We start from the raw sequence: 23,547 nt of genomic DNA on the forward strand, positions 1-23,547 counted from the left end.
CTTGGGTTTTTTATTAAAATTAGTACCAAGTAATAATATCAGGTGTTATAATCTGATATAAAGGAGTGATTTTTTCATGTCAAAATCTAAAATTACAGCAATCGGTACATATGCTCCGGCACGCCGATTAACAAACGCGGATTTGGAGCGCATCGTCGATACATCTGATGAATGGATCGTCCAGCGCACCGGTATGAAGGAAAGACGCATTGCCGGCGAACATGAATTCACATCGGATTTGTGTGTGGAAGCGGTGAAAAACCTTGCAGAACGATACAGCGGGACTCTTGATGATGTCGATATGATCCTTGTCGCCACAACGACGGCGGACTATGCGTTTCCAAGCACCGCGGCACGCGTTCAGGCTTACTTCGGCTGGCCGCACACGGGAGCGCTTGATATTAACGCCACATGCGCCGGACTCACTTACGGCCTTCAGCTCGCAGACGCATTAATTACCGCCGGTTCCCATCAAAAAGTGATTGTCATTGCCGGTGAAACATTATCAAAGGTAACGGATTATACTGACCGGACGACCTGCGTTCTTTTCGGAGACGCTGCAGGCGCCCTATTGGTGGAACGCGACGAATCAGCGCCGGGATTTTTGGCAGCCGTGCAAGGAACAGCGGGAGGAAGCGCGGACGTGCTGTATCGCACGGGACTGAGCGCAGAATTAAACGGCGAGCCGCTTAAAGGCGGAGGAAATATGGTGCAAAACGGGCGCGAAGTATATAAATGGGCGGCCAGAACCGTGCCTGAGGAATGCAATGCCCTTTTAGAAAAAGCCGGCTTTTCAAAAGACGATCTGGATTGGTTCGTTCCTCACAGCGCCAACATGCGGATGATCGAATCCATCTGTGAAAAACTTCCTTTCCCGCTTGAACGGACATTGACAAGCGTTGAATATTACGGCAACACTTCATCGGTTTCTATTATTCTCGCTTTGGATGAAGCTGTGAAAGCAAAAAAACTGTCGGAAGGCCAGACGCTGGTATTGTTCGGGTTCGGCGGCGGATTGACGTATACCGGACTGTTGGTGAGATGGGGATTTTAATCGAAATCTAAAAAAAGAGGCCCTGAGCATCTGCTCAGAGCCTCTTTTTCTTATGCTGTTATTTCTTCTTCCGTTTTGTGTTCTTTTTTGCTTTGCACCGTAAAATACACGATGGTCAGCGCGATCATGACAACGGCGATGCCCAACAGAATGGATGCCTGCTGCCACATATAGCCGTAATCGCCATTTGAAATGACGGCACGGAACCCGTTGATGCTGTAAGTCATCGGCAGTGCCCCGTGAATCACTTGATAGAATCCCGGCAGGAGTTCAAGCGGGAAGGTTCCTCCGCTTGCCCCAAGCTGGAGCACCAGAATGATGACAGCGATAAAGCGTCCCGGATTTCCCATCGTTGTCGCCAATAATTGAATCATCGACAGGAACGCGATGCTGGTAATCATCGTAAAGAGATAGAATCTCCAAGTGCTTTCCACATCAAGCCCGATTCCTTTTAACAGAACCGTGGCGACTATTACGGATTGAATCAGTCCGACGAGCAGAATGACGCTGAATTTGCTGAGGAACCATTCAAAACCGTTTCTCGGACGCCCTGAAGCTTCACTCAGAGGGAATACGACCGTCAGCATCAATCCGCCGACATACAAGCCCATAGAGAGAATATAAGGCGTCAGTCCGGTACCGTAGTTAGGCACGGAATGAATCGCGTTATCGTCCGTTTTTACCGGATCGGCAAACATGCTGTACGTTTTGTCATCCGTCTTAATGTCCCCGGTTTGATCAGCCGCATCTTTCAGCTGGCTGGACAATTGTCCGGTGCCGTCTAAAAGCTTGCTTAAACCGGTGCCGAGAGACGCTTGACCCTGCTCAATTTTGGACGAGCCGTCATGGATTTTGTTTTGCGCGTCCAGCAGTTTCGTTAAGCCGCCTGACACCTGGCCGCTCCCTGACACTAACGCTTCTGATCCTGATTTGAGCTGTCCGAACTTGCTGTTGTATTCGCCGATACCGGCCGTCAATTTGTTTTGGCTTTCAAAGACGGTCTGCGCTCCGCTGTACAATTTATCAGTTCCAGCCGTCAGCTGGTTAATCGCGTCTTGTACCGCCGCCGCGCCGTTATACAGTTTCGATGTGGACTGAGGCAGTGCTTTCAGCTGATCAGCCTTCGCTTTTACATCTGCCAGCGCGCTTTTTATGACTGACATATCCGGAAGCTGGATATCTCCGCCGGACGGAAGCTGGCTGACGATATTGTCTAAATCCGGAAGGTCGGCCTTCGGAAGCTTCTCATTCAGAAGCTGAACAAGTTTCGCTTTTTGCTCATCCGTTAAGAAATCACTGTCCTTAATCACCTTTTTGACCGCGTCATCCCGGGCATCCAGGCTGTTTTTCAGATCAGAAAGCTTTTTCTTAAACTGCTGCAATTCCTTTTCAGTCTGCTCAAGCTCCCCAACCGCTTTTTCAATATCTGAGAGGTTGACTGAATTGATCGCATCTTCAAATGCCGCCGCTTTTTGCGACACTTCCTGCGCCTTGCTGTTTAACGCGCTTAATCCATTCGTTAAATCCGGAAGCTTTTGCTGGAGCTGCTTTTGTGCGTCAAGGCTCGTTTTCAGCCCGCTGGCCACTTGGCCTCCTCCTGAAGCAATCTGTCCTGATTTATCTTGAATTTCGGCGCTTGCGCTCTGAAGTTTTGCGATAGAGCTGTCAAGCGTTTGAATTCCGCTTGTCACTTTCGCCGCTCCGTCTGCAAGCTGCTGTGTTTTATCGCCGATGGTGGCGGTGCTTTCAGTAAGCTTCGCTAAATTTTCCTTCAGCTTGGCGCTGCCGTCTTTCGCGTTTTTCGTGCCGTCGTCTATTTTCTTGGCGCCGCTGCTGGCTTTGCCGAGTCCTTTGGCAATATCTTTAAAATTGTCAAAAATGACTTTTGCGTATTGCTCCGTCACTTCTTTCGACACGGAGGCTTTCAGCTTGTCGATCGCCTTTTCTCCGATTGTCGCGCCGACATAGTTTGATCCGGCATTCGTATGATATTTCAGATCCAGCTTCTTCGGATTTTTATCCATTACCGTGCTGGCGTTTTTAGAAAAATCTTCAGGAATCTCGACCAATAAATAATATTTAGCATTTAATAAGTCCTTTAACGATTGATCAAGATCGCTTGAAAAATGCCAATCAAAATTATCATTTTTCTTTAACTCTTTCACAAGATCGTCACCGATCTGAAGATGTTTCCCTTCGTAGTCCGCCCCTTTATCCTGGTTGACAACGACAACCGGCAGCTGATCCACCGTGCCGTACGGGTCCCAGTACGCCTTCAAAAACACTCCGCTGTAGATCAGCGGAACGAATAATATGGCAATGATGGGGATTAACAGTTTCTTGTTCGTTACAATGTCTTTCCACTGGCTTTTTATTGTATTCAACCCTGTTGCCTCCTTCCGCAAACTGACTCATTTGACAAAACGGTCACGGCACTTAAAAAGTGAAGGATCATCTATTATTTAGATAATCCTTGACCAACATACATTTCCAGCAATTCGGCGATCGTCTCTTTTTCAAGAGGCGGATGGTTTTTTTCCCAGTCAAATATCAGCGCGATGTAGAGCTTGAGCATCACAAAAGCGGTCAGTTCCGGATCACACGGTTTAATGCTTCCGTTTTCAATGGCTGTTTCTATCTTTTCTTTAATGTATGACAGAATGGCCCGCTCCATTTTCGCAATGACATCCTGAACGGCTATTGTACCAATCTCGGCGTTCTCCTGAAAAATTTTAATAGTCAGCTGGTGTGTTTTTCTGAATTCCAAAATCGCGATAAGCGCCCGGTGAACATTTTCGTGAAATGAAAGCTCCGGTTTCATCGCTTCGTCTGCGTGTTCCTTCATTTCTCTTAAAATAGTGGTGAAAATATCATCAAACAGTTCTTCTTTGTTTTTGAAAAACGTGTAGATGGTTCCCTTCCCCACATTTGCAAGCTTTGCCACCAGATCCATTGTCGTTGCTTTGTAGCCGAATTGTGTAAAAGACTTCGTTGCCGCTTCCAGAATGAGCTTTTTCCGATCGACGGACATGTTTCCCACCTCGTTAAATTGACCGTTTGAACGTTTTAGTCATTTTGTACATAAGATAACTTATCACAGTCGCGAAGAAGATTCAAATGTTTTTTCTCTTTATTGGTGTTCCCTTTACAGAACGGGAACATGCAAAAAACCTCCGTTTTACGATAACGGAGGCTGGTACGTTTCAAATAAATATGCCAGTGAATCATATACGGCGGCTTTTCCCTGGTCGATACAGTCGGGGATGCCCACCCCTTCGAAAGACGCGCCCGTCGCGTATACGCCCGGATAGGAAGCTTTCAGCGCATCTCTGAACTCTTTGATGCGCTCCTTATGGCCGACATGGTATTGCGGCATGCTTTCGTTCCAGCGGGTCACACAGGTCATTTCCGGTTCGCCATTTATTTTCATTACTTTTTTCAAATCTTCCATTACGATTTTAATGATCTCGTTATCTGAAAGATCTACGATGGATTCATCTCCGGCCTTTCCGACGTACGCCCTGAGAAGTGTTTTGCCCTCCGGCGCCGCGTGCGGCCATTTTTTATTCGTCCATGTGCAGGCCGTGATGGAGAAATCGCTGTTTCTTGAGATAACGAATCCCGTACCTTCATGCTCCATTTTGACGGCTCCCTCAGGAAAACCTAAGGCGACGTTGGCAACGGACGTAGAATGCATGTCTTTGAGACATGAAACCGCCGGCAGATCAGAAAGCATTTTCGCCGCGGCTTTATGCGGGGCTGTCACTATGCATCCTTCCGCATAGAGCACTTTGCCGTTATCAAGCGTCACGGAATATCCTTTCTCCTCGCGGCCGATATGGGTGACTTTCGTTCCTTTCATCACCTTTGTCAGCGTAAGCTGCTTTTCCAGCTCCTCCACCAACGTTTGAAGCCCTGTCGTCAGCGTTAAAAACTGGCCCTGCTTTTTGGCCGTCAGCTGCTGTCCCGAAGGCTGCGGACGTGATTTTTTCATACCGAGAATCAGGCTTCTGTGCTTTTGCTCAGTCTGATAGAATTGCGGAAACGTGGACATGAGGCTCAGCTTATCAATATCTCCGGCATAAATCCCTGATAATAGCGGTTCTATTAAATTCTCAACGACTTCGTCGCCGACGCGTCTGCGGAAAAATTCACCCAGAGACTGATCTTCCTTCGGTTTGCTCGCAGGCAGGACAAAGTCAAGCGCCGCCCGCGCTTTTCCGGGTACAGAAAATAAACCGGTGGAGATGAACGGAGCGATTTTGGTCGGAATGCCCATCACCGCGCCCTTCGGCATCGGATGAAGCGTCTCATTGACGAGCACGTAAGACTGGCCGGTCGCATTGTTGACGAGCAGATGCTCAAGCCCCAAATCCTTAACGAGCTGCGGCGCGCTTTTTTTCCTTTCCAAAAAAGAATCCGGCCCCCGCTCAATGATGTAGCCGTCTTTATGCGCCGTCTGAATTTTACCGCCCGCTCTCGGGCCCGCTTCGATCAGGGTGACCTCAAGCGGCAGCTGTTTTTCCTTGATTTCTTTTTCCATGTAGAAGGCGGCGGCTAATCCCGTTATGCCGCCGCCGATGATGACCAGATGTTTTTTATCGCCACTCATTTTTATCGCCTTCTTTACCGTTTAATTCTACTTGTCCAGCTCTTTCAGCACGACCGCTGCAAGCGCGTCGATAAATTCAGGCTGTGCGTTCGGCATGGCCGGACGATAGTAGCTTGCGCCGACTTCTTCGGTCACAGCTTTGCATTCATAATCATTATCGTAAAGCACCTCTAAATGATCGGCAACGAAGCCTGCGGGCACGTATACAAATGCTTTATAAGGATGCTTTTGATACAGCTCGCGCGTGAGATCCTGCACATCCGGCCCGAGCCACGGATCAGGGGTGTTCCCTTCGCTTTGCCAGCCGACTGCGTAATCGGTAATTCCGGCGCCTTCGGCAATCAGTTTTGCGGATTCCTCCAGCTGGTCAGGATACGGATCGCCGTATTCTTTAATTTTTTCAGGAAGGCTGTGCGCTGAGACGATCAGCATCGCGTCATCCCGTTCTTCTTTCGGCATTGATTCATACGTTTTCTTCACCTGGCCGACCCAATAATCAACGAATTTCGGTTCATCATACCAGCTTTCAACAGACTTGATGGTCAAACCGCCGAGCTTCTCCGCTTCTTCTTTCGCGCGTTTGTTGTATGACTGGACGCTGAATGTTGAAAAATGAGGGGCGAGCACAAGGCTGACAGCTTCTGTAATGCCGTCTTTATGCATGTCCGCCACCGCGTCTTCAATAAACGGTTCAATATGTTTTAATCCGATGTACACTTTGAATGTTACGTCGTCCTGGATTTCATTTAAACGCTGTGCGAGCTTCTCCGCCTGCTCCTGCGTGATTTTTGCCAGCGGAGAAATGCCTCCGATCGCTTCATATCTGTCTTTTAAGTCTTGAAGCATGTGCGGCTCCGGCTTTCTTCCGCGTCTGATATGTGTATAATAACGTTCTATGTCCTCTTCTTTGTAAGGCGTTCCGTAAGCCATGACGAGAAGTCCCATTTTCTTTTTGCTGCTCATTTTGTTAAACACCTCTTTTGATGGTCTGTCTACCTTGATTTTGACAGGAAAATCTACTTATAACCAACGATCTGCTCAGGAAGATTGTTCCGTTTTTTTGGCAGCGGAATATTCATGTACAAACGCCGTCAGCTTTTTCAGCGTTTCCGGATTGACATCAGGGAATACGCCGTGCCCTAAATTGAAAATAAACCCGTCCGCTTTCATGCCTTGATCAAGTATCGCTTTCGCTTTTTCTCGATGACTTCCCAAGGCGCAAGAAGAAGCGACGGATCAAGATTGCCCTGAACCGTTTTTGTAATGCCTTGTTTTCTGGCGTCATCTATGCCGAGTCTCCAATCAAGACCGACGACATCAAGAGGAAGGTCATGCCAATCCCCGGCCAGGTGGCTTGCGCCTACACCGAACATGATCAGCGGAACTTGCTCTGCAGAAAGCTCCCGGAAAATTCTGTCCATCACCGGTTTTATAAACTGCCGGTAATCTTCGCGGTTCAGCGCGCCGACCCATGAATCAAAAATCTGAATGGCTTTTGCGCCGGCGTTAATCTGCGCTTTTGCATAAACGATAATCATGTCCGCGAGCTTGTCCATCAGCATTTGCCACGCTTGCGGCATACTGTGCATAAACGCTTTTGTTTTGTTGTAATTTTTAGAAGGCCCGCCTTCAATCATATAACTGGCCAGCGTAAAAGGCGCTCCCGAAAAACCGATGAGCGGAACATTCAGCTGTTCGTTTACGAGTAATCGGATCGTTTCCAGCACGTAAGGAACATCCTGTTCGGGATTCAGTTCGCCGAGCTTTTCAATATCCGCAGCAGAGCGCACCGGCTGATCGATCACCGGGCCGATTCCGTTTTTTATTTCAACATCCACTCCGATATAAGGAAGCGGCGTCATAATGTCTTTATATAAAATGGCAGCGTCCACTCCGTACTGCTCGACCGGGAGCCTCGTCACATACGCGCACAGCTCGGGCTGATGCGTAATTTCGACTAAGCCGTACTTTTCCTTCAGCTTGCGGTATTCCGGCTGAGACCTCCCCGCCTGTCTCATGTACCAGACAGGGACGTGATTTGTTTTTTCTCCCCGTGCCGCTTTTAAAAACGTATCATTAAACGCTTCTCGTTTACTCATCTGAATTTCCACCTTTCCTCCTGCAACCATACGTTCGTGTTCTTCGCCCATTACACTATACCTTGTTTTTTCTGAATGGTATAGAATTGAGGCTTAATGTTCAAAAAATCGCCGAATTCATGATTAAGAAGAAAAAAGCTTCGGCTGAACGTATTCCGTTCCCTCTCCTTCTTGATCCGTCTGTGAATTATATGGAACGACTTTGTATGAAGCCCCTGAAAACAGATTGGCGTACGGTATGTCAAAGCTGCCTTTTCCTTTCACCGAATCCAGAAGCTTGTCTTTTCCGTCTTTCTTCTCATATATTCGGTAAACAACCCGATCATCCTTTTGAATATCCCATTTTAATTGAACCGTAATCAGTCCCATCGCCTTAAATGTATAACGGGCCGACAGGGACTTTACCGCCTCCAGCTCAATCGGGCTGCCCAGTTCCTTCACATTTTCAGGCTTTTTGAATGTCCGGCCGTTTTCCCCCGCTTTTGTGACGATATCTTTAAAGAGTCTGACCGGGTATTGGCTGCCGCCTTTCAGGTAATGGGTTTTATCCGTTTTGTCATAGCCCATCCAGACGGCTCCCGTCAGTCCGGGAGTGTATCCCGCAAACCAGGCGTCCTTTGTCGCGCTGGGGACGCCGGTAAATGTGGTCGTGCCGGTTTTCCCCGCCAGGTCGCCTTGATAGCTGCCTTGTGAAGCGGTTCCTTCTTTTACGACCTGCTGAAGCATTCTCGTCATATTCCATGCCGTCTGTCCGCTGAAGACGCGCGTTTTGCCGTTTTTAGGCCCGGATAACGTTTCTCCGTCTTCGTCCGTGATATTCTCTATAAAAAATGGCTTCGTATACATTCCGTTTGCCGCAAAGGTATGATAAGCTCCGGCAAGCTGAAGCGGAGTGACGCCTTCAGACAGACCGCCCAGCGCAATCGCGAGTCCGTTGTCAGAAATGTTCATGCCGTTTTTCTCAAGATACGATTTTCCCGTATCCACGCCGATCTGCTTCAATGTCCAGACAGCGGGCGCATTTATGCTGTAAGTGATCGCATCCTGCATCGTCACTTCCCCCTTGTACTGTCCGTCATAATTTTTCGGTTTATACCCGTCGTAGGACGTCAGTTTGTCTTGGAGAAGCGAATACGGTTTGAACTTGTCTTCCTGCATGGCGGGCCCGTATACGGCAATCGGCTTAAACGTTGAGCCCGGCTGCCGCTTCGCCGTAACCCTGTTGTATCCTTTTGCCACATAGTCGCGCCCGCCGACCGCCGCGCGCACGCCTCCGGTTTTATTATCAATAAAGACGGCGCTTCCCTCTGCCGCCTGATCCGTCCCCGGAAAATAGCCGCTTTCCTTCATGAGGGTATATGCCGTTTTCTGCAGCTTGGAATCAAGTGACGTCCGGATCGTATAGCCGCCTTGAAGCAGCTGTTCTCCTGACATCGAATAACGGGATTCCGCCTCCTTGATGACAAGATCGATATAACTGTCAAACCAAGGCGTTTCTGATGTTTTCTTGACATGAAGCCCCAATGTCCGGCCCTGGGCTCTGACGGCTTCCTTGGCGCTGATATAGCCTTGGTCGTTCATCATTGCAAGAATCGTATCGCGCCGTTCTTTATTTTTATCCGGATGCTGAATCGGCGAATAAAGAGATGGCGCCTTCGGAATCGCTGCCAGAACGGCTCCTTCCGCAACGGTTAAATCTTTTACTTCTTTATTAAAGTAGTAGTGGGACGCGGCTTGAATGCCGTAAACGCCATGGCCGAAATAAAGCTGGTTCAGGTACATTTCAAGCAGCTTGTCCTTGCTGTAATCACGCTCAAGATTGATGGCGATAATGACTTCCTTCGTCTTGCGCAAAAATGTCTTATCATGAGTCAGAAAAATGTTTTTCGCCAGCTGCTGGGTGATCGTGCTTCCGCCCTCCACCTTGCCGCCTGCTAAAACATCCCGGAACACCGCCCGGCCGACAGACTTCACATCAATGCCGTGATGTTCGTAAAACCGTTTATCTTCAACGGCGATAAAGGCATCTCTCACATCTTCCGGAACCTGCTGAATGGATACCGGCTCGCGATTTTCCGTATAGAGGCTCGCGATTTCATCACCGTTTTGATCGACGATTTTTGAAGATGCGTGCAGTATTAATTTCTTTTCATCGATGACATAATGGCCGAGAAATATAATGATAATGTATCCGATTAACGCGAGAAAAGCGGTTGCCGCCGCAATTACAGCCGGAATAAAGAATCTTTTTTTCTTTTTCAGCATAAGTCACCTCGCCTTTCTTAACTTGTAGTATGGGAAATATTGTTTCGAATTATGTCAGAATGAGTCGCCAATAGAAACTTATACCACTCTTTTGATATACTAGCAAGCAGGAGGTGGCTGATATGAAGGTTTATATTACATACGGGACAGCCGATTTTTTAAAGACGATTGCCAAGAAACACCCGAGTGAGAATATGGTGCTGATGCAAGGGGAGGATAATGCGGTTTTAATTCATGAAACAAATGGAGAAACCGTTTTTCAGGCGCCACATTCCTATGAAAGCATCGACAGCGTCGGGGAAATCAAAAATCCGGGCTACGCCGTCCTCAACAACATCGCCGTTACCCAGGAAGGCCGTCCGCTGTTTGAAAACCGGTTTAAAAACCGCGCCGGCAAAGTGGAAAATGAACCCGGTTTTAAAGCCATCCGCGTATTAAGACCGCTCGAAGGCGATACGTATGTCATTTTGACCCTGTGGGAAGAGGAAAAAGCCTTTCAGGATTGGCAGCAGTCAAACTCTTATCAGGAAGCTCATAAAAAACGCGGAACATCTGCCGGCATCGACACGACGTCTATTTTCTCCCGCCCGTCTTATGTAACCGCTTATTACGCAATAGACTGAAAACCGCCGGAGATTCTCCGGCTTTTTTAATGTCCCGATTTTACCCTTCGTTCTTTGCACCTTCCGCCCGCCTATGAATACCCTGTAGCAATCCTATTTATAAACGGAGTGGTTCAATTGGGGATCGGCGTCTACTCGGTACATCTGCTTTATGTTGCTTTTATCGCGGCCATTATCGTTTTTATGCTTCTCAGAAAAGATACAACCTTTATTTCACTCGCCGGCATTTTTGTGATTGCGCTATGGACGACGCATTCATTCTCCGCTTCGGTCAGCAGCCTGTTTCACAGCTTTACGTATGCCGCCGGAGAATTGCTGCCGACGATTTTTATCATTTGTTTTATCGTGGCGATGAGCGGCCTTTTGACCGAAACCGGTATTAATGAAGCGATGATTTCTCCGTTTGCAAAGCTGATGAAAGGGCCGGCTGTCGCGTATTGGGTTATCGGCTGTCTGATGTTTGCCATCTCTCTTTTTTTCTGGCCGTCACCCGGGGTGGCGCTGATCGGCGCTGTGCTGCTTCCCGCAGCGATCCGGGCGGGCCTTTCTCCGATCGCCGCGGCTATGGCGATGAACCTGTTCGGCCACGGATTCGCTTTATCGGGGGATTACGTCATTCAGGCGGCCCCGAAATTAACGGCCGATGCCGCGGGCATTCCCGTGGGCGATGTCATGCAGGCAAGTATTCCGCTCGTTTTGATCATGGGGTTAACGACGACAATCACCGCTTTCTTCCTCATCATGCGGGATCGAAAAAAACGAAGGCCCCCCTCTCCTTGGACAGCTCCGGTTCTTTGGACACAAGTATGTACCTGCCGAAAAAACTCAGGGTGATCCTGGCGGTTTTCATTCCGCTTGTTTTTCTCGCCGATATTATCTGCATGATCGTATACCGCCTCCAAGGAAACGATGCGACGGCACTCGTCGGAGGAACCGCGATCGGCATTCTCCTGATCATTCATTTCATTGTATATAAAGAGCGGCATTTAGAAAAGATCACCGAGTATTTTATCGGCGGTTTTCAATTCGGCTTTAAAGTATTCGGCCCCGTCATTCCGATCGCGGCCTTCTTTTATCTCGGTGACGCGGGGTTTAAAAATATTTTGAACACCCCGCTGCCGAAAGGATCTGCGGGGATCGTCAATGACCTCGGATTGGCCCTGTCCCATTCTTTTCCGATGTCCGGAGAATTCGCCGGCATCGCACTGGCCGCAGTCGGTGCGATTACCGGGCTCGACGGGTCTGGGTTTTCCGGTATATCTCTTGCAGGCTCGATGGCAAAGCTGTTTTCTGCCGCCCTTCATACGGACCCGGCCGTTTTAACGGCGCTGGGCCAGATTTCAGCGATCTGGGTCGGGGGCGGAACATTGGTCCCTTGGGCACTGATTCCCGCTGCGGCTATTTGTAAAGTTGACCCGTTTGAGCTTGCCAGGAAAAACTTTATCCCGGTTGCGGCCGGACTTATCGTCACGACGATCGCCGCCATCATCATTCTCCCGTAGCAAAAAGATTGAAATCTTCTGACATTTTCTATACAATCATGGGAAAAGCAGACGAGGGGGCATCGCTTTTGACGTTAACGACACTTCAAAAAAGCTTAAACGCTCAGCTTGACGGGCTGTATGAGGAAATGGTTGAAATCAGGCGTCACCTTCACATGAATCCCGAGCCATCCTTTAAGGAGAAAAAACACCGGCGTTCATCGCCTCATTTTATGAAAAGCTCGGCGTCCCCATCCGGACGAATGTCGGGGGCAACGGTGTCACAGCCTGTATTGAAGGCGGTGAACCGGGACCGGTCGTGGCACTCAGAGCTGATTTTGACGCTTTGCCGATACAGGATGAAAAAGATGTGCCCTATGCTTCACAAATTCCCGGCGTCATGCACGCCTGCGGGCATGACGGCCATACGGCGGCTCTCCTCGCGGCCGGAAAAAGTGCTGTACCGCAACCGGGAAAAACTGAAAGGGTCATTTGTGATGATCCACCAGCACGCTGAGGAATTATCTCCCGGCGGAGCAAAAGCAATGATTGAGGACGGCTGCCTCGAACATGTCGATGCCATTTTCGGCACACACCTATGGGCGACTGAACCCGTCGGAACGGTCTTATGCCGCCCGGGCCCAGTAATGGCCGCCGCTGACGGCTTTACGATTAAAGTCATCGGCAAAGGCGGCCACGGCGCGATCCCTCACGATACGAAAGACGCCGTTTTAATCGGCTCACAAATCGTCACAGCTCTTCAGCATATCGTCAGCCGGCGGGTAAATCCGGTGCAGCCGGCCGTCATCTCAGCCGGCTCGTTCACCGCTGAAAATCCGTTTAATGCGATTGCCGATCAGGCAGTCATATCAGGCACCGTCCGCTCATTTGACGAAAGTGTGCGCAGCCTGCTCGAAGCAGAAATAGAAGCCGTCGTAAAAGGAATCTGCTCCATGCACTCCGCTTCCTATGAATATCGTTTCAAACGCGGCTATCCCGCCGTCGTCAATCATCCTGAGGAAGCGGCGCACGCTGCGGCAGCCGCAGCGGAAACAGACGGCGTTACGAAGGTCGTTGAAGGAGAGCCGCAGATGGCGGGAGAGGATTTTTCCTATTATCTGCAGCATACAAAAGGCGCTTTTTTCTTTACGGGCGCCGCTTTAGAAAATGCGGAAACCATTTATCCTCATCACCACCCGAAATTTGATTTTAATGAAAAAGCGATGCTGACGGCCGCCAAGGTGCTTATCGGCGCCGCGGTAAGCTACCCCCGCTGACATAAAAAACAGCCGGTACATTACGTACCGGCTGTTGTGATTCTTAAATGAAAAACGTGCCTTGCCGTCTCACCGAGCTGTGACAGCAGTTTATAATTGGCCGCTCCGCCCACGGCGGCTCCGACGACCGGCAAAAGCTGAAACAATTTCACCACGTCCAGATAATCGCGGTATTCCTGCTGAAAAACTCTCCAATCGACATCATGCTTTTTCGAATCCCACTGTTCAATCATTGAGTATATGCGTTTCCGCTGTTCACCGCTTGAGAAAGCCAGCTGAAAAATAAACAGCAAGAACAATCGCTCATCCCTGTCTTTCACATCATAGCCGTAAATGGAGGCAAGATCGAACAGACATTTCATTTTAATGGATAGCAGCAAAGGAAAATCAGCCATCCCTAAAAAAATTCCGCCGGCCCCCGTACCGATACCTTCGGCTGCCGCGACCTTTTGGTACGATGCGATGGTTTGTCTGGCGAGGGCATCTTTTTCAGCAAGCGTCATACCGTTTGTATCCCGCTTGCTTTTCACCAGATTTGAACCCGTCATTGTTGCTTCGGTCATTTTTTTAATGCTTTCTGTGATGACGGCATGAATTTTATCGGGAATCCGCTCATTTATTTTCGCCTGCATTCCTTTAGAAAAGCGTTCAAGCATGGAATCTTTGCGCAAAAAACGCGCTTTCCATTGCAGTGCTTCCTGTATCAGCTGCTGATCGTCGGTCATCTGTGTCTCCTTCTTTCATTGAGGTTTCAAAAACCCGATTGATTACAGCTTGCCGTACTTTTTCAATCTTCCGCCCATATACGAAGGCATGATCACAAAAATCAGAACGGCTGAAGCAACGGCCGCATACAGCGCCCCGCTGACTCCCGCGGCATAGGCTGACGCTGCACAGAACAGCAGCGCCTGCACGGTTAATGCCGATTTCATCAGCGAAAAGAAACTTTGCAGCTTCGCTTTCTGATTGACCGGGTAAAGCTCCTGCAGAGAAAGATGATGAAAATGCCCGAACAGCGGAAGAAGCTGTATTCCCGTAATAAAGACGGTAAATACGGTTAACGCCGCCGTGATCCACGGATTGGCGGAAACGAGCATAATAATCAGGATAAAAATAATCGTGAGCCTGACCTGAATGCCGAGATAATCATTTGAACGCAGAAAGGCCCGCGCATACATATAGGAGAACGTTTTCCGCTGCTCAAACGGAATCATTCTGAGCAAAAAGTCGAGATACGCACGGCGTTTTGCCTGTTTTTTCAGGTGAGGCACATCGGTAAACAGATTGGCGATTCTGTAAAACCGCTGCTTCCTTCTTAATTCATATTCAATATGAGCTTCCCATTTCAATGATTTATGTTTTGCGGCCGATGTGAAATACACATAAAGGCCGGCCATCACAATGTAGACGGCGGCAGCGTACACATAAAACGACTGTAAGACGAAGTATAAAAGCAGCATATTGCAGATAAAGCGTATGACCGCATCCACCATTTTCATGCTTCTGTCATTCATAAACGTCATCCGCCACTCCATGGCCTGATTCCACGCTTTTACCGCCAGCATCTGAATAAATACTGCGGCATACGACGCAAGCGACGCCCCCGGACTTACAGCGAAAAACAGAGGCATGCATACAAGCGACAGAGCAATAAGCGGAAACAGCTGTGACAGATAGCTGTACTTAAATGAATGCTTAAAGTATGTCCCCATTTTCGGTTCAAGCGGCAGCAGAAACACGAGGTCCGCTTCCTTTAACAGCGTCCGGACGTATGAACCGGTCAGCACAAATGAAAAGAGCACCGCCATCACCCAAAATGAGGGAAAATGAACGGGAATGTCTTTGACCCACTTGCTGTACCAGCTCGCCGCGCCGGCAATAAAAAAGATCAGCACAATGACGAGATGATCATTGAGCATATATTTCATATACATTCTGGTTTCCTTTATATGCTCTTCAAGCCGGGACTGCCAAATAGTAGACATATTATTCATGGCCGGCGTCTTCCTTCGTCAGTTCAATATACAAGTCATCAAGAGCTGCGTCTTTCATGCCGAACTGCTCTCTCAGTTCTTCCAGTGTGCCGCTTGCCCGCACTTCGCCGTTATGTAAAATAATGAAAGCGTCACAGTAGCGCTCTGCCGTAGCCAGGATATGCGTTGACATCAGCACGCTTGATCCGGCTTTTTTCGCGGCGTCCATCCGCTCCAGCAATGCATTGATCGCCAGCGGGTCAAGGCCGAGAAACGGCTCGTCAATGATATAAAGCGAAGGCTCCGCGAGAAACGCGCACATGATCATGACCTTCTGCTTCATCCCTTTGGAAAAGTGAGCGGGAAACCATTTCAGCCTTTTTTCCATTCTGAATTCTTTCAGAAGCGGAGGAAGCCTTTTTTCAAGCGTTTCTTTGGAAAGGCCGTACGCCATGGCCGTCAGCTCCAGATGCTCTTTGAGCGTCAGTTCTTCATACAGCACCGGCGTTTCGGGGATGTACGTAAATTGCGAGCGGTAGCTTTCCTTATCCTCCGAAAACGTCTTGCCGTTCAGCTCGATCGAGCCTTTATGCGGGTCCATTAATCCGATAATATGCCGGATCGTCGTGCTTTTGCCCGCGCCGTTTAATCCGATGAGTCCGACAATCTGGTTCGGCTCAAGGGTGAATGAAACATTTTTTAAGACCGGGTTTCTCGTATAACCGCCGGTTAAGTCTTTTACCGATAGCAGAGACATAATTTCTCCCCTTCTGATTCGTTTTTCTTCATAGTACCAAAAATAAAGTCTGATTTGAAACGATTCCCTTTTTTCTCACGTGAAAAACGTGCATAGTTATCGTTTTGGCGGACATCATAATGTATGTAGAAGGAAACAGCTTTAATCAACTGAAAATGAGGTGTTTATAAAAGACGTCTTAGAACAGTTGGATGAAAATCAACATGTCCTGTGCTTACAATTTCTTCACACACTGCTTTGATGATGTTCTTCATTCATGATGAAATAATCAAATGAGGTGTTTGTCCCAGGAATGATTAAGCAGACCCATAAGTCTTCATTTTAAAAACAAATGAGGTGCTTACAAAAGGCATATTTAATTTTCTGTGATAAAGCTCGTACTTCTGCATCAGGGTGAACGCGCAGCCGTTCATCCTGTTTTTTGTTTTGGCCGTTTTTGTGGTACGATGAGAATATACATATATTTCTTTTCAGGGAGGAAACCCATCTATGCACAAAGCGGACGATTGTATTTTCTGCAAAATCATTGCCGGTGACATTCCGTCTTCAAAAGTATACGAAAATGAACATGTTGTGGCGTTTCTTGATATCAGCCAGGTCACAAAAGGCCATACGCTCGTGATTCCGAAAACACATATTGAAAACGTGTACGAGTTTACGCCTGAGCTTTCTAAAGAATATTTTGAAGCGGTGCCGAAAATCGCACGCGCCATCCGCGATGAATTCGAGCCGATCGGGCTGAATATTCTCAATAACAACGGTGAAAAAGCGGGCCAATCGGTGTTCCATTTTCACATGCATATCATTCCGCGTTACGGAAAAGGCGACGGTTTCGGGGCTGTCTGGAAGACCCACGCCGAAGACTATGCGCCTGACGATCTTCAGGAAATCGCTTCAACCGTCAGAAAACGGCTTGCCTCATCTTAAAGATGAGGTTTTTTTGCGTCCGGTAACACAAAAAACATAAAATTATATTTTTTCATATCAAAAAAATCAAAAAATTGTGATAGGATAATTGTATTATTTCTTACACTAAAGCGGAAAACAGGGAGAGATCGTAAACATGGAACGTACAACGAATTTCAATGCAGGACCCGCAGCCCTTCCACTGGATGTGCTGCAAAAAGCACAGAAAGAATTTGTCAACTTCAATGACACCGGCATGTCCGTCATGGAGCTGTCCCACCGGAGCAAAGAATATGATGCGGTGCATCAAAAAGCAAAAAGCCTTCTGAAAGAACTGATGGATATTCCCGACGATTATGATATTTTATTTCTTCAAGGCGGCGCAAGCCTGCAATTCTCCATGCTGCCGATGAACTTTTTAACGCCGGAGCAAACGGCTCACTTCATCGTAACGGGCGCATGGTCTGAAAAAGCGCTCGCTGAGGCGAAACTGTTCGGAAACACATCCGTCACGGCAACAAGCGCAGATTCAAACCATAACCACATACCGGAAGCGGACCTCACAGGAATCAAAGACGGCGCCTACCTGCATATTACGTCCAACAACACGATTTTCGGAACGCAGTGGAAAGAGTTCCCGAATTCACCGATCCCGCTCGTAGCCGACATGTCAAGCGACATCCTGAGCAGAAAAATTGATGTCAAAACGTTTGATGTCATCTATGGCGGCGCCCAGAAAAACCTCGGTCCGTCCGGCGTCACGGTCGTCATCATGAAAAAATCATGGCTTGAAAACGAAAACGCCAACGTCCCTAAAATTTTGAAATACTCCACTCACACAAAAGCCGATTCACTGTATAATACGCCGCCTACATTTGCGATTTATATGCTGAGCCTCGTCCTTGAATGGCTGGCTGAAAACGGAGGTGTCGAAGCGGCTGAACGGCGCAATCAGGAAAAGGCCGACGTCCTGTACGGCACAATCGACGCAAGCGGCGGGTTTTACGCGGGGCATGCCGCAAAAGACAGCCGTTCTCACATGAACGTCACATTCACCCTCCGCGACAGCAGTCTCACGAAAAAATTCGTTGAAGAAGCGAAAGCGGCTAAAATGACCGGACTCGGAGGCCACCGCTCAGTCGGAGGATGCAGGGCGTCTATCTACAACGCCGTCAGCCTGGCTGATTGTGAAAAACTGGCTCAGTTTATGAAAAAGTTCCAGCAGGAAAACGAATAAATTTCTTCTAACATAACGGTTCCTTTGATATACTGTTTGCATATCAATTTTTCCGGCCACCGCAATAAATGACGAGCATATTATTGGATGGCGAAAAAGCTTAGCAGAGGAGAGCTTAGTATGAAAACAAAAGAATTAGTCATTATGGCCCTGTTTGCGGCAATCGGAGCGGTGCTTCATTCCATTATGCCGCCGGTATTATTCGGAATGAAACCCGATATGATGCTTGTGATGATGTTTATGGGTATTCTGTTATTCCCCCGTGTGCAGAACGTGCTGATGATCGGGATTGTAACGGGAATCATTTCCGCACTCACGACATCTTTTCCGGGCGGACAGCTTCCGAATATCATTGAAAAACCGGTAACGGCGTTTCTGTTTCTCGCGCTGGCGCTTTTGGTGAAAAAGAGCGTGAAAACAGCGGCCGCCGCCGTCATTACAATAGCCGGCACCTTCATCTCTGGTTTGCTCTTTCTGGCGCTGGCCCTTCTGATTGTCGGCCTGCCGGGCGGATTCACCGCCTTGGTGCTCGCGGTCGTCCTTCCGGCGGCTGCGCTGAATGCGATCGCCATTATCATTATGCATCCGATTGTGCAGACGATCTTAAAACGGTCCAATATGATTGAAACGGTGAAATAACCGCATACCGAAACCTCTTCCGGCCGGAAGAGGTTTTTAATGTGTTTCAGCATGTTTTATACGAGAAGTTTTGTGAAAAAGATAAGGAACAATGCGAGGGCGGTTCCTGCTGAGCAGACGATGGCCTTTTGGCGGACGACCCGCTTCGGCGGATAAGAAGCGGTCTGGCCGAGCAGTTTCAGGTAATAAACGGCACCCGCCGCAAAGACAAGAGCCATACAAGATAAAACAATCATAAAGACAGACAACCTTCTCCCTCCTTTTCCCTTAAAAAAATATGCTAAAATAAAGCAAGCTATGTATAGAAGTTTATTCTTCTGAACAAAAATGATAAAAGTTATGAGAAAAAAACGGGGTGATTTCAAATGGCTGACGGACGTTCCCTTTTAACAGGCCTTTTCGTAGGCGGATTGATCGGAGGCGCAGCGGTGTTACTTTCGGCTCCTTCATCCGGAAAAGAGCTGCGGGGCAAAATCAAAGCGAATTGCAATTCAATTGAGGACACAATCAAACGGTTAAAAAAGACGGAATGGCGCTTAAGGACCAGCTTGTCCAAACGGCGAAAGAAAGCGCAGAAGTCATTAAAGACGTAGGCGGAGAGCTTCAGACCAGCATTAAAAGGTGGCAGGAGGAAATCAAGCCGCACCAGCAGGATCTCCAAAAGGAAATCGCTGATATTGAAGAGAAAATCAGACAGCTGGAGAAAACCTTACAAAACTAATATCCTATACAACCAAAAAAAGTGCGGACATATTGCGTTCCGCACTTTTTTTTGCGGTTTAAAGCCTTTCACAGCAACGGATGAAGAATTTATTATAAAATTCTTAAATTTTCATCTTTATTAATCTTTATTTTATTGGCATAATAGAGGAAAAGAAAATGTGAAGCAGGTGATCTGTATTGAATCGTGTTGAACCGCCTTACGATCTAAAAGAAGCTTTAATCTATACCCAAAAAATGGCGCAGCTGTCCAAAGCGCTCTGGAAATCTATCGAGAAAGACTGGCAGAATTGGCTGAAGCCGTACGACCTTAATATTAATGAGCATCATATATTATGGATTGCCTATCAGCTTAAAGGAGCTTCTATTTCAGAAATCGCCAAATTCGGCGTTATGCACGTATCAACTGCATTTAACTTTTCAAAAAAGCTTGAAGAACGGGGATATCTGAAATTTTCCAAGCGACTGAATGATAAACGGAACACGTACATTCAGTTAACAGAAGAAGGGGAAAATGTATTCGAAAGCCTGCTTGAGGAGTTTGACCCGTCGAGAAACGCGGTGTTTAAAGGCTCACAGCCGATCTACCACTTATTCGGGAAGTTTCCGGAAGTTGAAGAATTAACCTGTGTCATCCGCCACATTTACGGCGAGGATTTTATGGAGATATTCGAGAAATCATTGACAAACATAAACAATGATTTTGATAGTGAAGACGGAAGGCTGAAGAAAAAAACGGACGAATCGGCTGTCCATGAAACGGCTGAAGAGCTGGAACCGATCAACAGTTAATCAAAGTGCTTCATAATCTCAATAAATTCTTCCATCAGCGCTGTATAAAGCCCCTGCTCATACAGAGCAAAAATCGTTTCATGAACATCTAATTTTTCGTTCAGCTGTCCCGCAAAAAGCGCAAGGAGCTTGTCAAACGTCACAAAGCCTTGCGCTTTTTGCGACTTCAGCTCGTCCTCCAATTCGCGGCAGATCCGCCCGACCTCTTCTCCTTCTTCTTCGGTCAGCCCTTTTTCAATCATCATCGCATAAAAAGGGTACTTATCCATATCCACCGTTTTCACCAGCAATTGTATGTAATATTCTAAACGCCCGATACGCTGATCCATTGAATCCATCCGTTTCACTTCTTTCTATCTTTAATCTTATTTTAGCTGATAATGAATAGAGAAGAAAGGTTAAACCGTACATTTCCATGTTTCACCGAGCTCTTCTGTTCTTCCCTTTCCGGGGTTATTTTTTTCTTTAAAAAAGGATTGATTTTTTCTCCTGAAGAGAGTAAATTATTTTGAGATTGTATTCCATCTTTGTACGGAAGGATGACTCTGATGAATTGCTGGAAAACCATTAATCTGATCAAAGATTATGGTGCGGTTCGTTTATTATTGACTGCTGTAGGTTTTATGATCCTGTTTTTTATATGCAACTTCTTGGCATTCGGGCTGCTGCGTCCGAATATCAGTTTAAGTGACGGGCACGTGTTTGCTTTTTGTGTTCTGCTCGTTGTTACTTTATTTGTACATAAAGTCATACATGTCCTGCCGATGATCTGTAAAAAAGAAAAAGGAAATGAAAATGTACTTCTTGCGGATGCCGACATGGAAAGGCATACCGAAAACGACGATGCTGATTTCTACGATCAGCCCGTTTTTATTCATTACGCCGTTATTGTTTTATGCCGGACTGGCATTTCCGAGACACGCTCATTACTTTTATATGATTTCGAGCATTCATGCGGGTTATTGCCTGCCTGATCTTCTGTTTGCGCTGCACCTGGTCAAAGCGCCCAAATCATGTCTGATTGACCAGGAATCCGACGGTTTTGATATATTAGTAAAAAAAGTGCCGGAGTCTTGATATCCCGCTGATTTTTCAGGTTACATTCTATCTTTTTTAATAAATATTTGGTAATGTAATATGGGAGCAGTTCAGAGAGAGGGGGAATCTCCCATCATTTTATTCTATTTTATCGTGGCTGCCCTGTTTATTCTTTATTTCATAAACAGGCTCACAAATACATTATGCCTTGTCAGAGAGATTCCTGAAGACCGGCAGGATAAGGTATTCCGTTTTATTAATGTATCTATTTTAATTTTACTGATCTCTTCATTCGTCGAGATCTCCTTTACTGTGTAAACAGGCAAAAAAATATGGCTGACGGAGGTCTGACCCCCGACAGCCATATTTTTTTCTTAATAAAGCCAAGAAGCGCCGATGATGATCAATAAGATGAACAGAACAACCAATAATGCAAAACCGCCTGCAAATACTTCACCCATCTCCAAAAGCACCTCCTACAAAACGTTTTATTTTTCCAATTACATCATATGCAATTTACTTCTGAAACGATTAGGCGCCCGGGTAAGAAAACGGACCGCTTTTAGAAAAAGCGATCCGTTTCGCTTAACAAATGTAAGCTGCACCTACGATGATAAGCAATATGAACAGTACTACGAGCAGTGCGAAACCGTTTGAATATCCTCCGCCCATGGTTCATTACCTCCTTTTCATGATCAATATATTTGTATGTATCAGGAAAAAGTTTGACTAGACGAATGCCCTTTATTTAAAATCTTTTTACAGAAAGCCACAATATGTTATGATACGCATATGCAATTTAATTTGGATGATTAGGAGTGTTTAAAGGAATGAAGAAAATCGCGATAGCAGCTATTACGGCAACGAGCGTCCTGGCTCTCAGCGCTTGCAGCAGCGGCGACAACGACGTGATTGCCAAGACGGATGCCGGAAATGTAACAAAAGGCGAGCTCTACACGAATATGAAAAAAGTGGCAGGTGGCAATGTCCTGACACAACTTGTTCAAGAAAAAGTACTTGCAAAAAAATACAAAGTGACAGATAAAGACATTGACGCAAGGCTAAAAGAGTATCAAACACAGTACGGCGATCAATATACAGCCCTTAAACAACAGTACGGCGAAGATTTTCTGAAAGAGCAGGCTAAACTTGAATTACTTCAACAAAAAGCGGCGAAAGACAACATCAAAGTGACTGACGCTGATACGAAAGAATATTACGACGGCTTAAAAGGTAAAATCCGCGCGAGCCACATTCTTGTCGCTGACAAAAAGACAGCTGACGAAGTGGAGAAAAAACTGAAAAAAGGCGAGAAGTTTGAAACGCTTGCGAAAGAATATTCAACTGACAACTCAAAAGACAACGGCGGCGACCTTGGCTGGTTCGATAAAAAGTCAATGGATGAAACATTCAGCAAAGCTGCATTCGGTCTGAAAGTCGGACAAGTCAGCGATCCGGTCAAAACAAAATTCGGTTATCATATCATCAAAAAGACAGAAGAACGCGGCAAATATGATGACATGAAAAAAGAACTGAAAGAAGAAGTTCTTAAACAGAAATTAAACGACAACTCAGCTGTTCAGGCGGCGATTCAGAAAATCATGAAGAAAGCCGACGTAAAAGTTGAAGACAAAGACTTAAAGGATACTTTCAATACATCTTCATCAACCAGCAATTCGGGGTCAAAATAAAATACCGCTTAGGTCATCTCATCGGCTGTTCGCTTTGCCGATGAGATGGTTTATTAACAATAAAATAATCAGAAAAATTAAAATCCATACCATACCGATATTGCATGAATGAAAACATAAGCGTGCATAATATTTGATAAAAAATTAGTTTTCTTAGTTGTATCAAAATAAATTTCCCTATATATAAATATAAAGTTTTGTAAAGCATTAAACTTCCCCCAACTTTTTTTTATCAATTCCTCCCATATTTATAAAATTAATCTTTTGACTTTAAAATTACAGGTTATACTTATTCCCTTTTAATTTTAAATATATATAATTAACTTAATCCCAGTTGGAATTACAATTCAAAATAATAAATTTTAAACTGTTTTCTAATTAAT

Annotated in this window: 20 protein-coding genes and 5 pseudogenes; 12 read left to right on the plus strand and 13 right to left on the minus strand. The window is 46.6% G+C overall.

Annotation, left to right across the window (positions count from 1 at the left end):
* Nucleotides 1-76 precede the first annotated feature (76 nt).
* Nucleotides 77-1,054 (plus strand): beta-ketoacyl-ACP synthase III FabHB, encoded by a 978-nt coding sequence (gene fabHB / locus D368_RS11485; RefSeq protein ID WP_003155217.1) that lies wholly within the window; start codon nt 77-79, stop codon nt 1,052-1,054.
* A 50-nt stretch (nt 1,055-1,104) separates the two neighbouring features.
* Here fabHB and D368_RS11490 read toward each other — a convergent pair whose 3' ends face one another.
* The 6 genes and pseudogenes from D368_RS11490 to D368_RS11515 form a co-directional block, all read right to left on the minus strand.
* Nucleotides 1,105-3,438, minus strand: a complete 2,334-nt coding sequence (locus tag D368_RS11490) for a YhgE/Pip domain-containing protein (RefSeq protein ID WP_033574487.1) — start codon at nt 3,436-3,438, stop codon at nt 1,105-1,107.
* Between the two features lie 74 nt (nt 3,439-3,512).
* Nucleotides 3,513-4,085, minus strand: a complete 573-nt coding sequence (locus D368_RS11495; protein ID WP_032874350.1) for a TetR/AcrR family transcriptional regulator — start codon at nt 4,083-4,085, stop codon at nt 3,513-3,515.
* Nucleotides 4,086-4,232: 147 nt separating this feature from the next.
* Complete coding sequence (gene hemY, locus D368_RS11500; RefSeq protein WP_003155220.1) at nt 4,233-5,666, minus strand: protoporphyrinogen oxidase; 1,434 nt, start codon at nt 5,664-5,666, stop codon at nt 4,233-4,235.
* A gap of 27 nt (nt 5,667-5,693) precedes the next feature.
* Nucleotides 5,694-6,629 carry a ferrochelatase gene (hemH, locus tag D368_RS11505; RefSeq protein ID WP_003155221.1) on the minus strand — a complete coding sequence of 312 codons (936 nt, stop codon included), beginning with the start codon at nt 6,627-6,629 and terminating at the stop codon, nt 5,694-5,696.
* Between the two features lie 75 nt (nt 6,630-6,704).
* Nucleotides 6,705-7,765, minus strand: a pseudogene (gene hemE / locus D368_RS11510) (uroporphyrinogen decarboxylase).
* 123 nt (nt 7,766-7,888) lie between these two features.
* Nucleotides 7,889-10,030: a transglycosylase domain-containing protein gene (locus D368_RS11515; protein ID WP_128574812.1), complete on the minus strand. Its 2,142-nt coding sequence runs from the start codon at nt 10,028-10,030 to the stop codon at nt 7,889-7,891.
* Nucleotides 10,031-10,152: 122 nt separating this feature from the next.
* Here D368_RS11515 and hmoB point away from each other — a divergent pair, with 122 nt between their 5' ends.
* The 3 genes and pseudogenes from hmoB (at nt 10,153) to D368_RS11530 (ending at nt 13,411) form a co-directional block, all read left to right on the plus strand.
* Entirely contained in the window at nt 10,153-10,653 is a 501-nt protein-coding gene (gene hmoB / locus D368_RS11520) for a heme-degrading oxygenase HmoB (protein WP_003155224.1), read from the plus strand.
* Between the two features lie 117 nt (nt 10,654-10,770).
* Nucleotides 10,771-12,155, plus strand: a pseudogene (locus D368_RS11525) (hypothetical protein).
* 68 nt (nt 12,156-12,223) lie between these two features.
* Nucleotides 12,224-13,411, plus strand: a pseudogene (locus D368_RS11530) (M20 family metallopeptidase).
* Nucleotides 13,412-13,431: 20 nt separating this feature from the next.
* Here the strand turns inward: D368_RS11530 and D368_RS11535 are convergent.
* The 3 genes from D368_RS11535 to ecsA are packed head-to-tail and all read right to left on the minus strand — an operon-like array spanning nt 13,432 to nt 16,141.
* Nucleotides 13,432-14,136 (minus strand): EcsC family protein, encoded by a 705-nt coding sequence (locus D368_RS11535; RefSeq protein ID WP_058906677.1) that lies wholly within the window; start codon nt 14,134-14,136, stop codon nt 13,432-13,434.
* Nucleotides 14,137-14,178: 42 nt separating this feature from the next.
* Nucleotides 14,179-15,405, minus strand: coding sequence for an ABC transporter permease (locus D368_RS11540; protein WP_128574813.1), 1,227 nt, complete (start codon nt 15,403-15,405; stop codon nt 14,179-14,181).
* The gene (gene ecsA, locus D368_RS11545; protein ID WP_003155231.1) at nt 15,398-16,141 is read right to left on the minus strand and encodes an ABC transporter ATP-binding protein EcsA; all 744 of its coding nucleotides are present in this window, start codon (nt 16,139-16,141) and stop codon (nt 15,398-15,400) included. The genes D368_RS11540 and ecsA overlap by 8 nt, the downstream gene beginning before the upstream one ends.
* Before the next feature lie 489 nt (nt 16,142-16,630).
* Here ecsA and D368_RS11550 point away from each other — a divergent pair, with 489 nt between their 5' ends.
* From D368_RS11550 to D368_RS11560, 3 genes are all read left to right on the plus strand, one after another.
* Nucleotides 16,631-17,068: an HIT family protein gene (locus D368_RS11550; RefSeq protein ID WP_057080120.1), complete on the plus strand. Its 438-nt coding sequence runs from the start codon at nt 16,631-16,633 to the stop codon at nt 17,066-17,068.
* A 136-nt stretch (nt 17,069-17,204) separates the two neighbouring features.
* Nucleotides 17,205-18,284, plus strand: a complete 1,080-nt coding sequence (gene serC, locus D368_RS11555) for a 3-phosphoserine/phosphohydroxythreonine transaminase (RefSeq protein ID WP_033574481.1) — start codon at nt 17,205-17,207, stop codon at nt 18,282-18,284.
* 120 nt (nt 18,285-18,404) lie between these two features.
* Complete coding sequence (locus D368_RS11560) at nt 18,405-18,923, plus strand: tryptophan transporter (RefSeq protein WP_003155234.1); 519 nt, start codon at nt 18,405-18,407, stop codon at nt 18,921-18,923.
* Between the two features lie 56 nt (nt 18,924-18,979).
* On the opposite strand, the gene yhzF is transcribed toward D368_RS11560, so the two are convergent.
* Nucleotides 18,980-19,171: a membrane protein YhzF gene (gene yhzF, locus D368_RS11565; RefSeq protein ID WP_128574814.1), complete on the minus strand. Its 192-nt coding sequence runs from the start codon at nt 19,169-19,171 to the stop codon at nt 18,980-18,982.
* 117 nt (nt 19,172-19,288) lie between these two features.
* Between yhzF and D368_RS11570 the strand changes: the two are divergent.
* Nucleotides 19,289-19,644 (plus strand): annotated as a pseudogene (locus D368_RS11570) (YtxH domain-containing protein).
* A gap of 179 nt (nt 19,645-19,823) precedes the next feature.
* Nucleotides 19,824-20,435 (plus strand): HTH-type transcriptional regulator Hpr, encoded by a 612-nt coding sequence (locus tag D368_RS11575; RefSeq protein WP_003155240.1) that lies wholly within the window; start codon nt 19,824-19,826, stop codon nt 20,433-20,435.
* Here D368_RS11575 and D368_RS11580 read toward each other — a convergent pair.
* On the minus strand, nt 20,432-20,773 hold the full coding sequence (locus D368_RS11580; RefSeq protein WP_015388481.1) for a YhaI family protein: 342 nt from the start codon (nt 20,771-20,773) through the stop codon (nt 20,432-20,434). The genes D368_RS11575 and D368_RS11580 overlap by 4 nt on opposite strands.
* Nucleotides 20,774-20,983: 210 nt before the next feature.
* Between D368_RS11580 and D368_RS11590 the strand changes: the two are divergent.
* Nucleotides 20,984-21,512 (plus strand): annotated as a pseudogene (locus D368_RS11590) (DUF3267 domain-containing protein).
* 60 nt (nt 21,513-21,572) lie between these two features.
* Nucleotides 21,573-21,791: a hypothetical protein gene (locus D368_RS11595; protein ID WP_003155245.1), complete on the plus strand. Its 219-nt coding sequence runs from the start codon at nt 21,573-21,575 to the stop codon at nt 21,789-21,791.
* A gap of 56 nt (nt 21,792-21,847) precedes the next feature.
* On the opposite strand, the gene yhzE2 is transcribed toward D368_RS11595, so the two are convergent.
* Together yhzE2 and yhzE1 are read right to left on the minus strand one after the other, a co-directional pair.
* The gene (gene yhzE2 / locus D368_RS11600; RefSeq protein ID WP_003155248.1) at nt 21,848-21,934 is read right to left on the minus strand and encodes a sporulation protein YhzE2; all 87 of its coding nucleotides are present in this window, start codon (nt 21,932-21,934) and stop codon (nt 21,848-21,850) included.
* A 124-nt stretch (nt 21,935-22,058) separates the two neighbouring features.
* Nucleotides 22,059-22,145: a sporulation protein YhzE1 gene (yhzE1, locus tag D368_RS11605; protein WP_017417375.1), complete on the minus strand. Its 87-nt coding sequence runs from the start codon at nt 22,143-22,145 to the stop codon at nt 22,059-22,061.
* 158 nt (nt 22,146-22,303) lie between these two features.
* Here yhzE1 and D368_RS11610 point away from each other — a divergent pair, with 158 nt between their 5' ends.
* Nucleotides 22,304-23,164: a peptidylprolyl isomerase gene (locus tag D368_RS11610; protein WP_128574816.1), complete on the plus strand. Its 861-nt coding sequence runs from the start codon at nt 22,304-22,306 to the stop codon at nt 23,162-23,164.
* Nucleotides 23,165-23,547: the final 383 nt, after the last annotated feature.

It is taken from the genome of Paenibacillus lentimorbus NRRL B-30488, from assembly GCF_000411595.1.
Classification (GTDB): Bacteria; Bacillota; Bacilli; order Bacillales; family Bacillaceae; genus Bacillus; species Bacillus velezensis.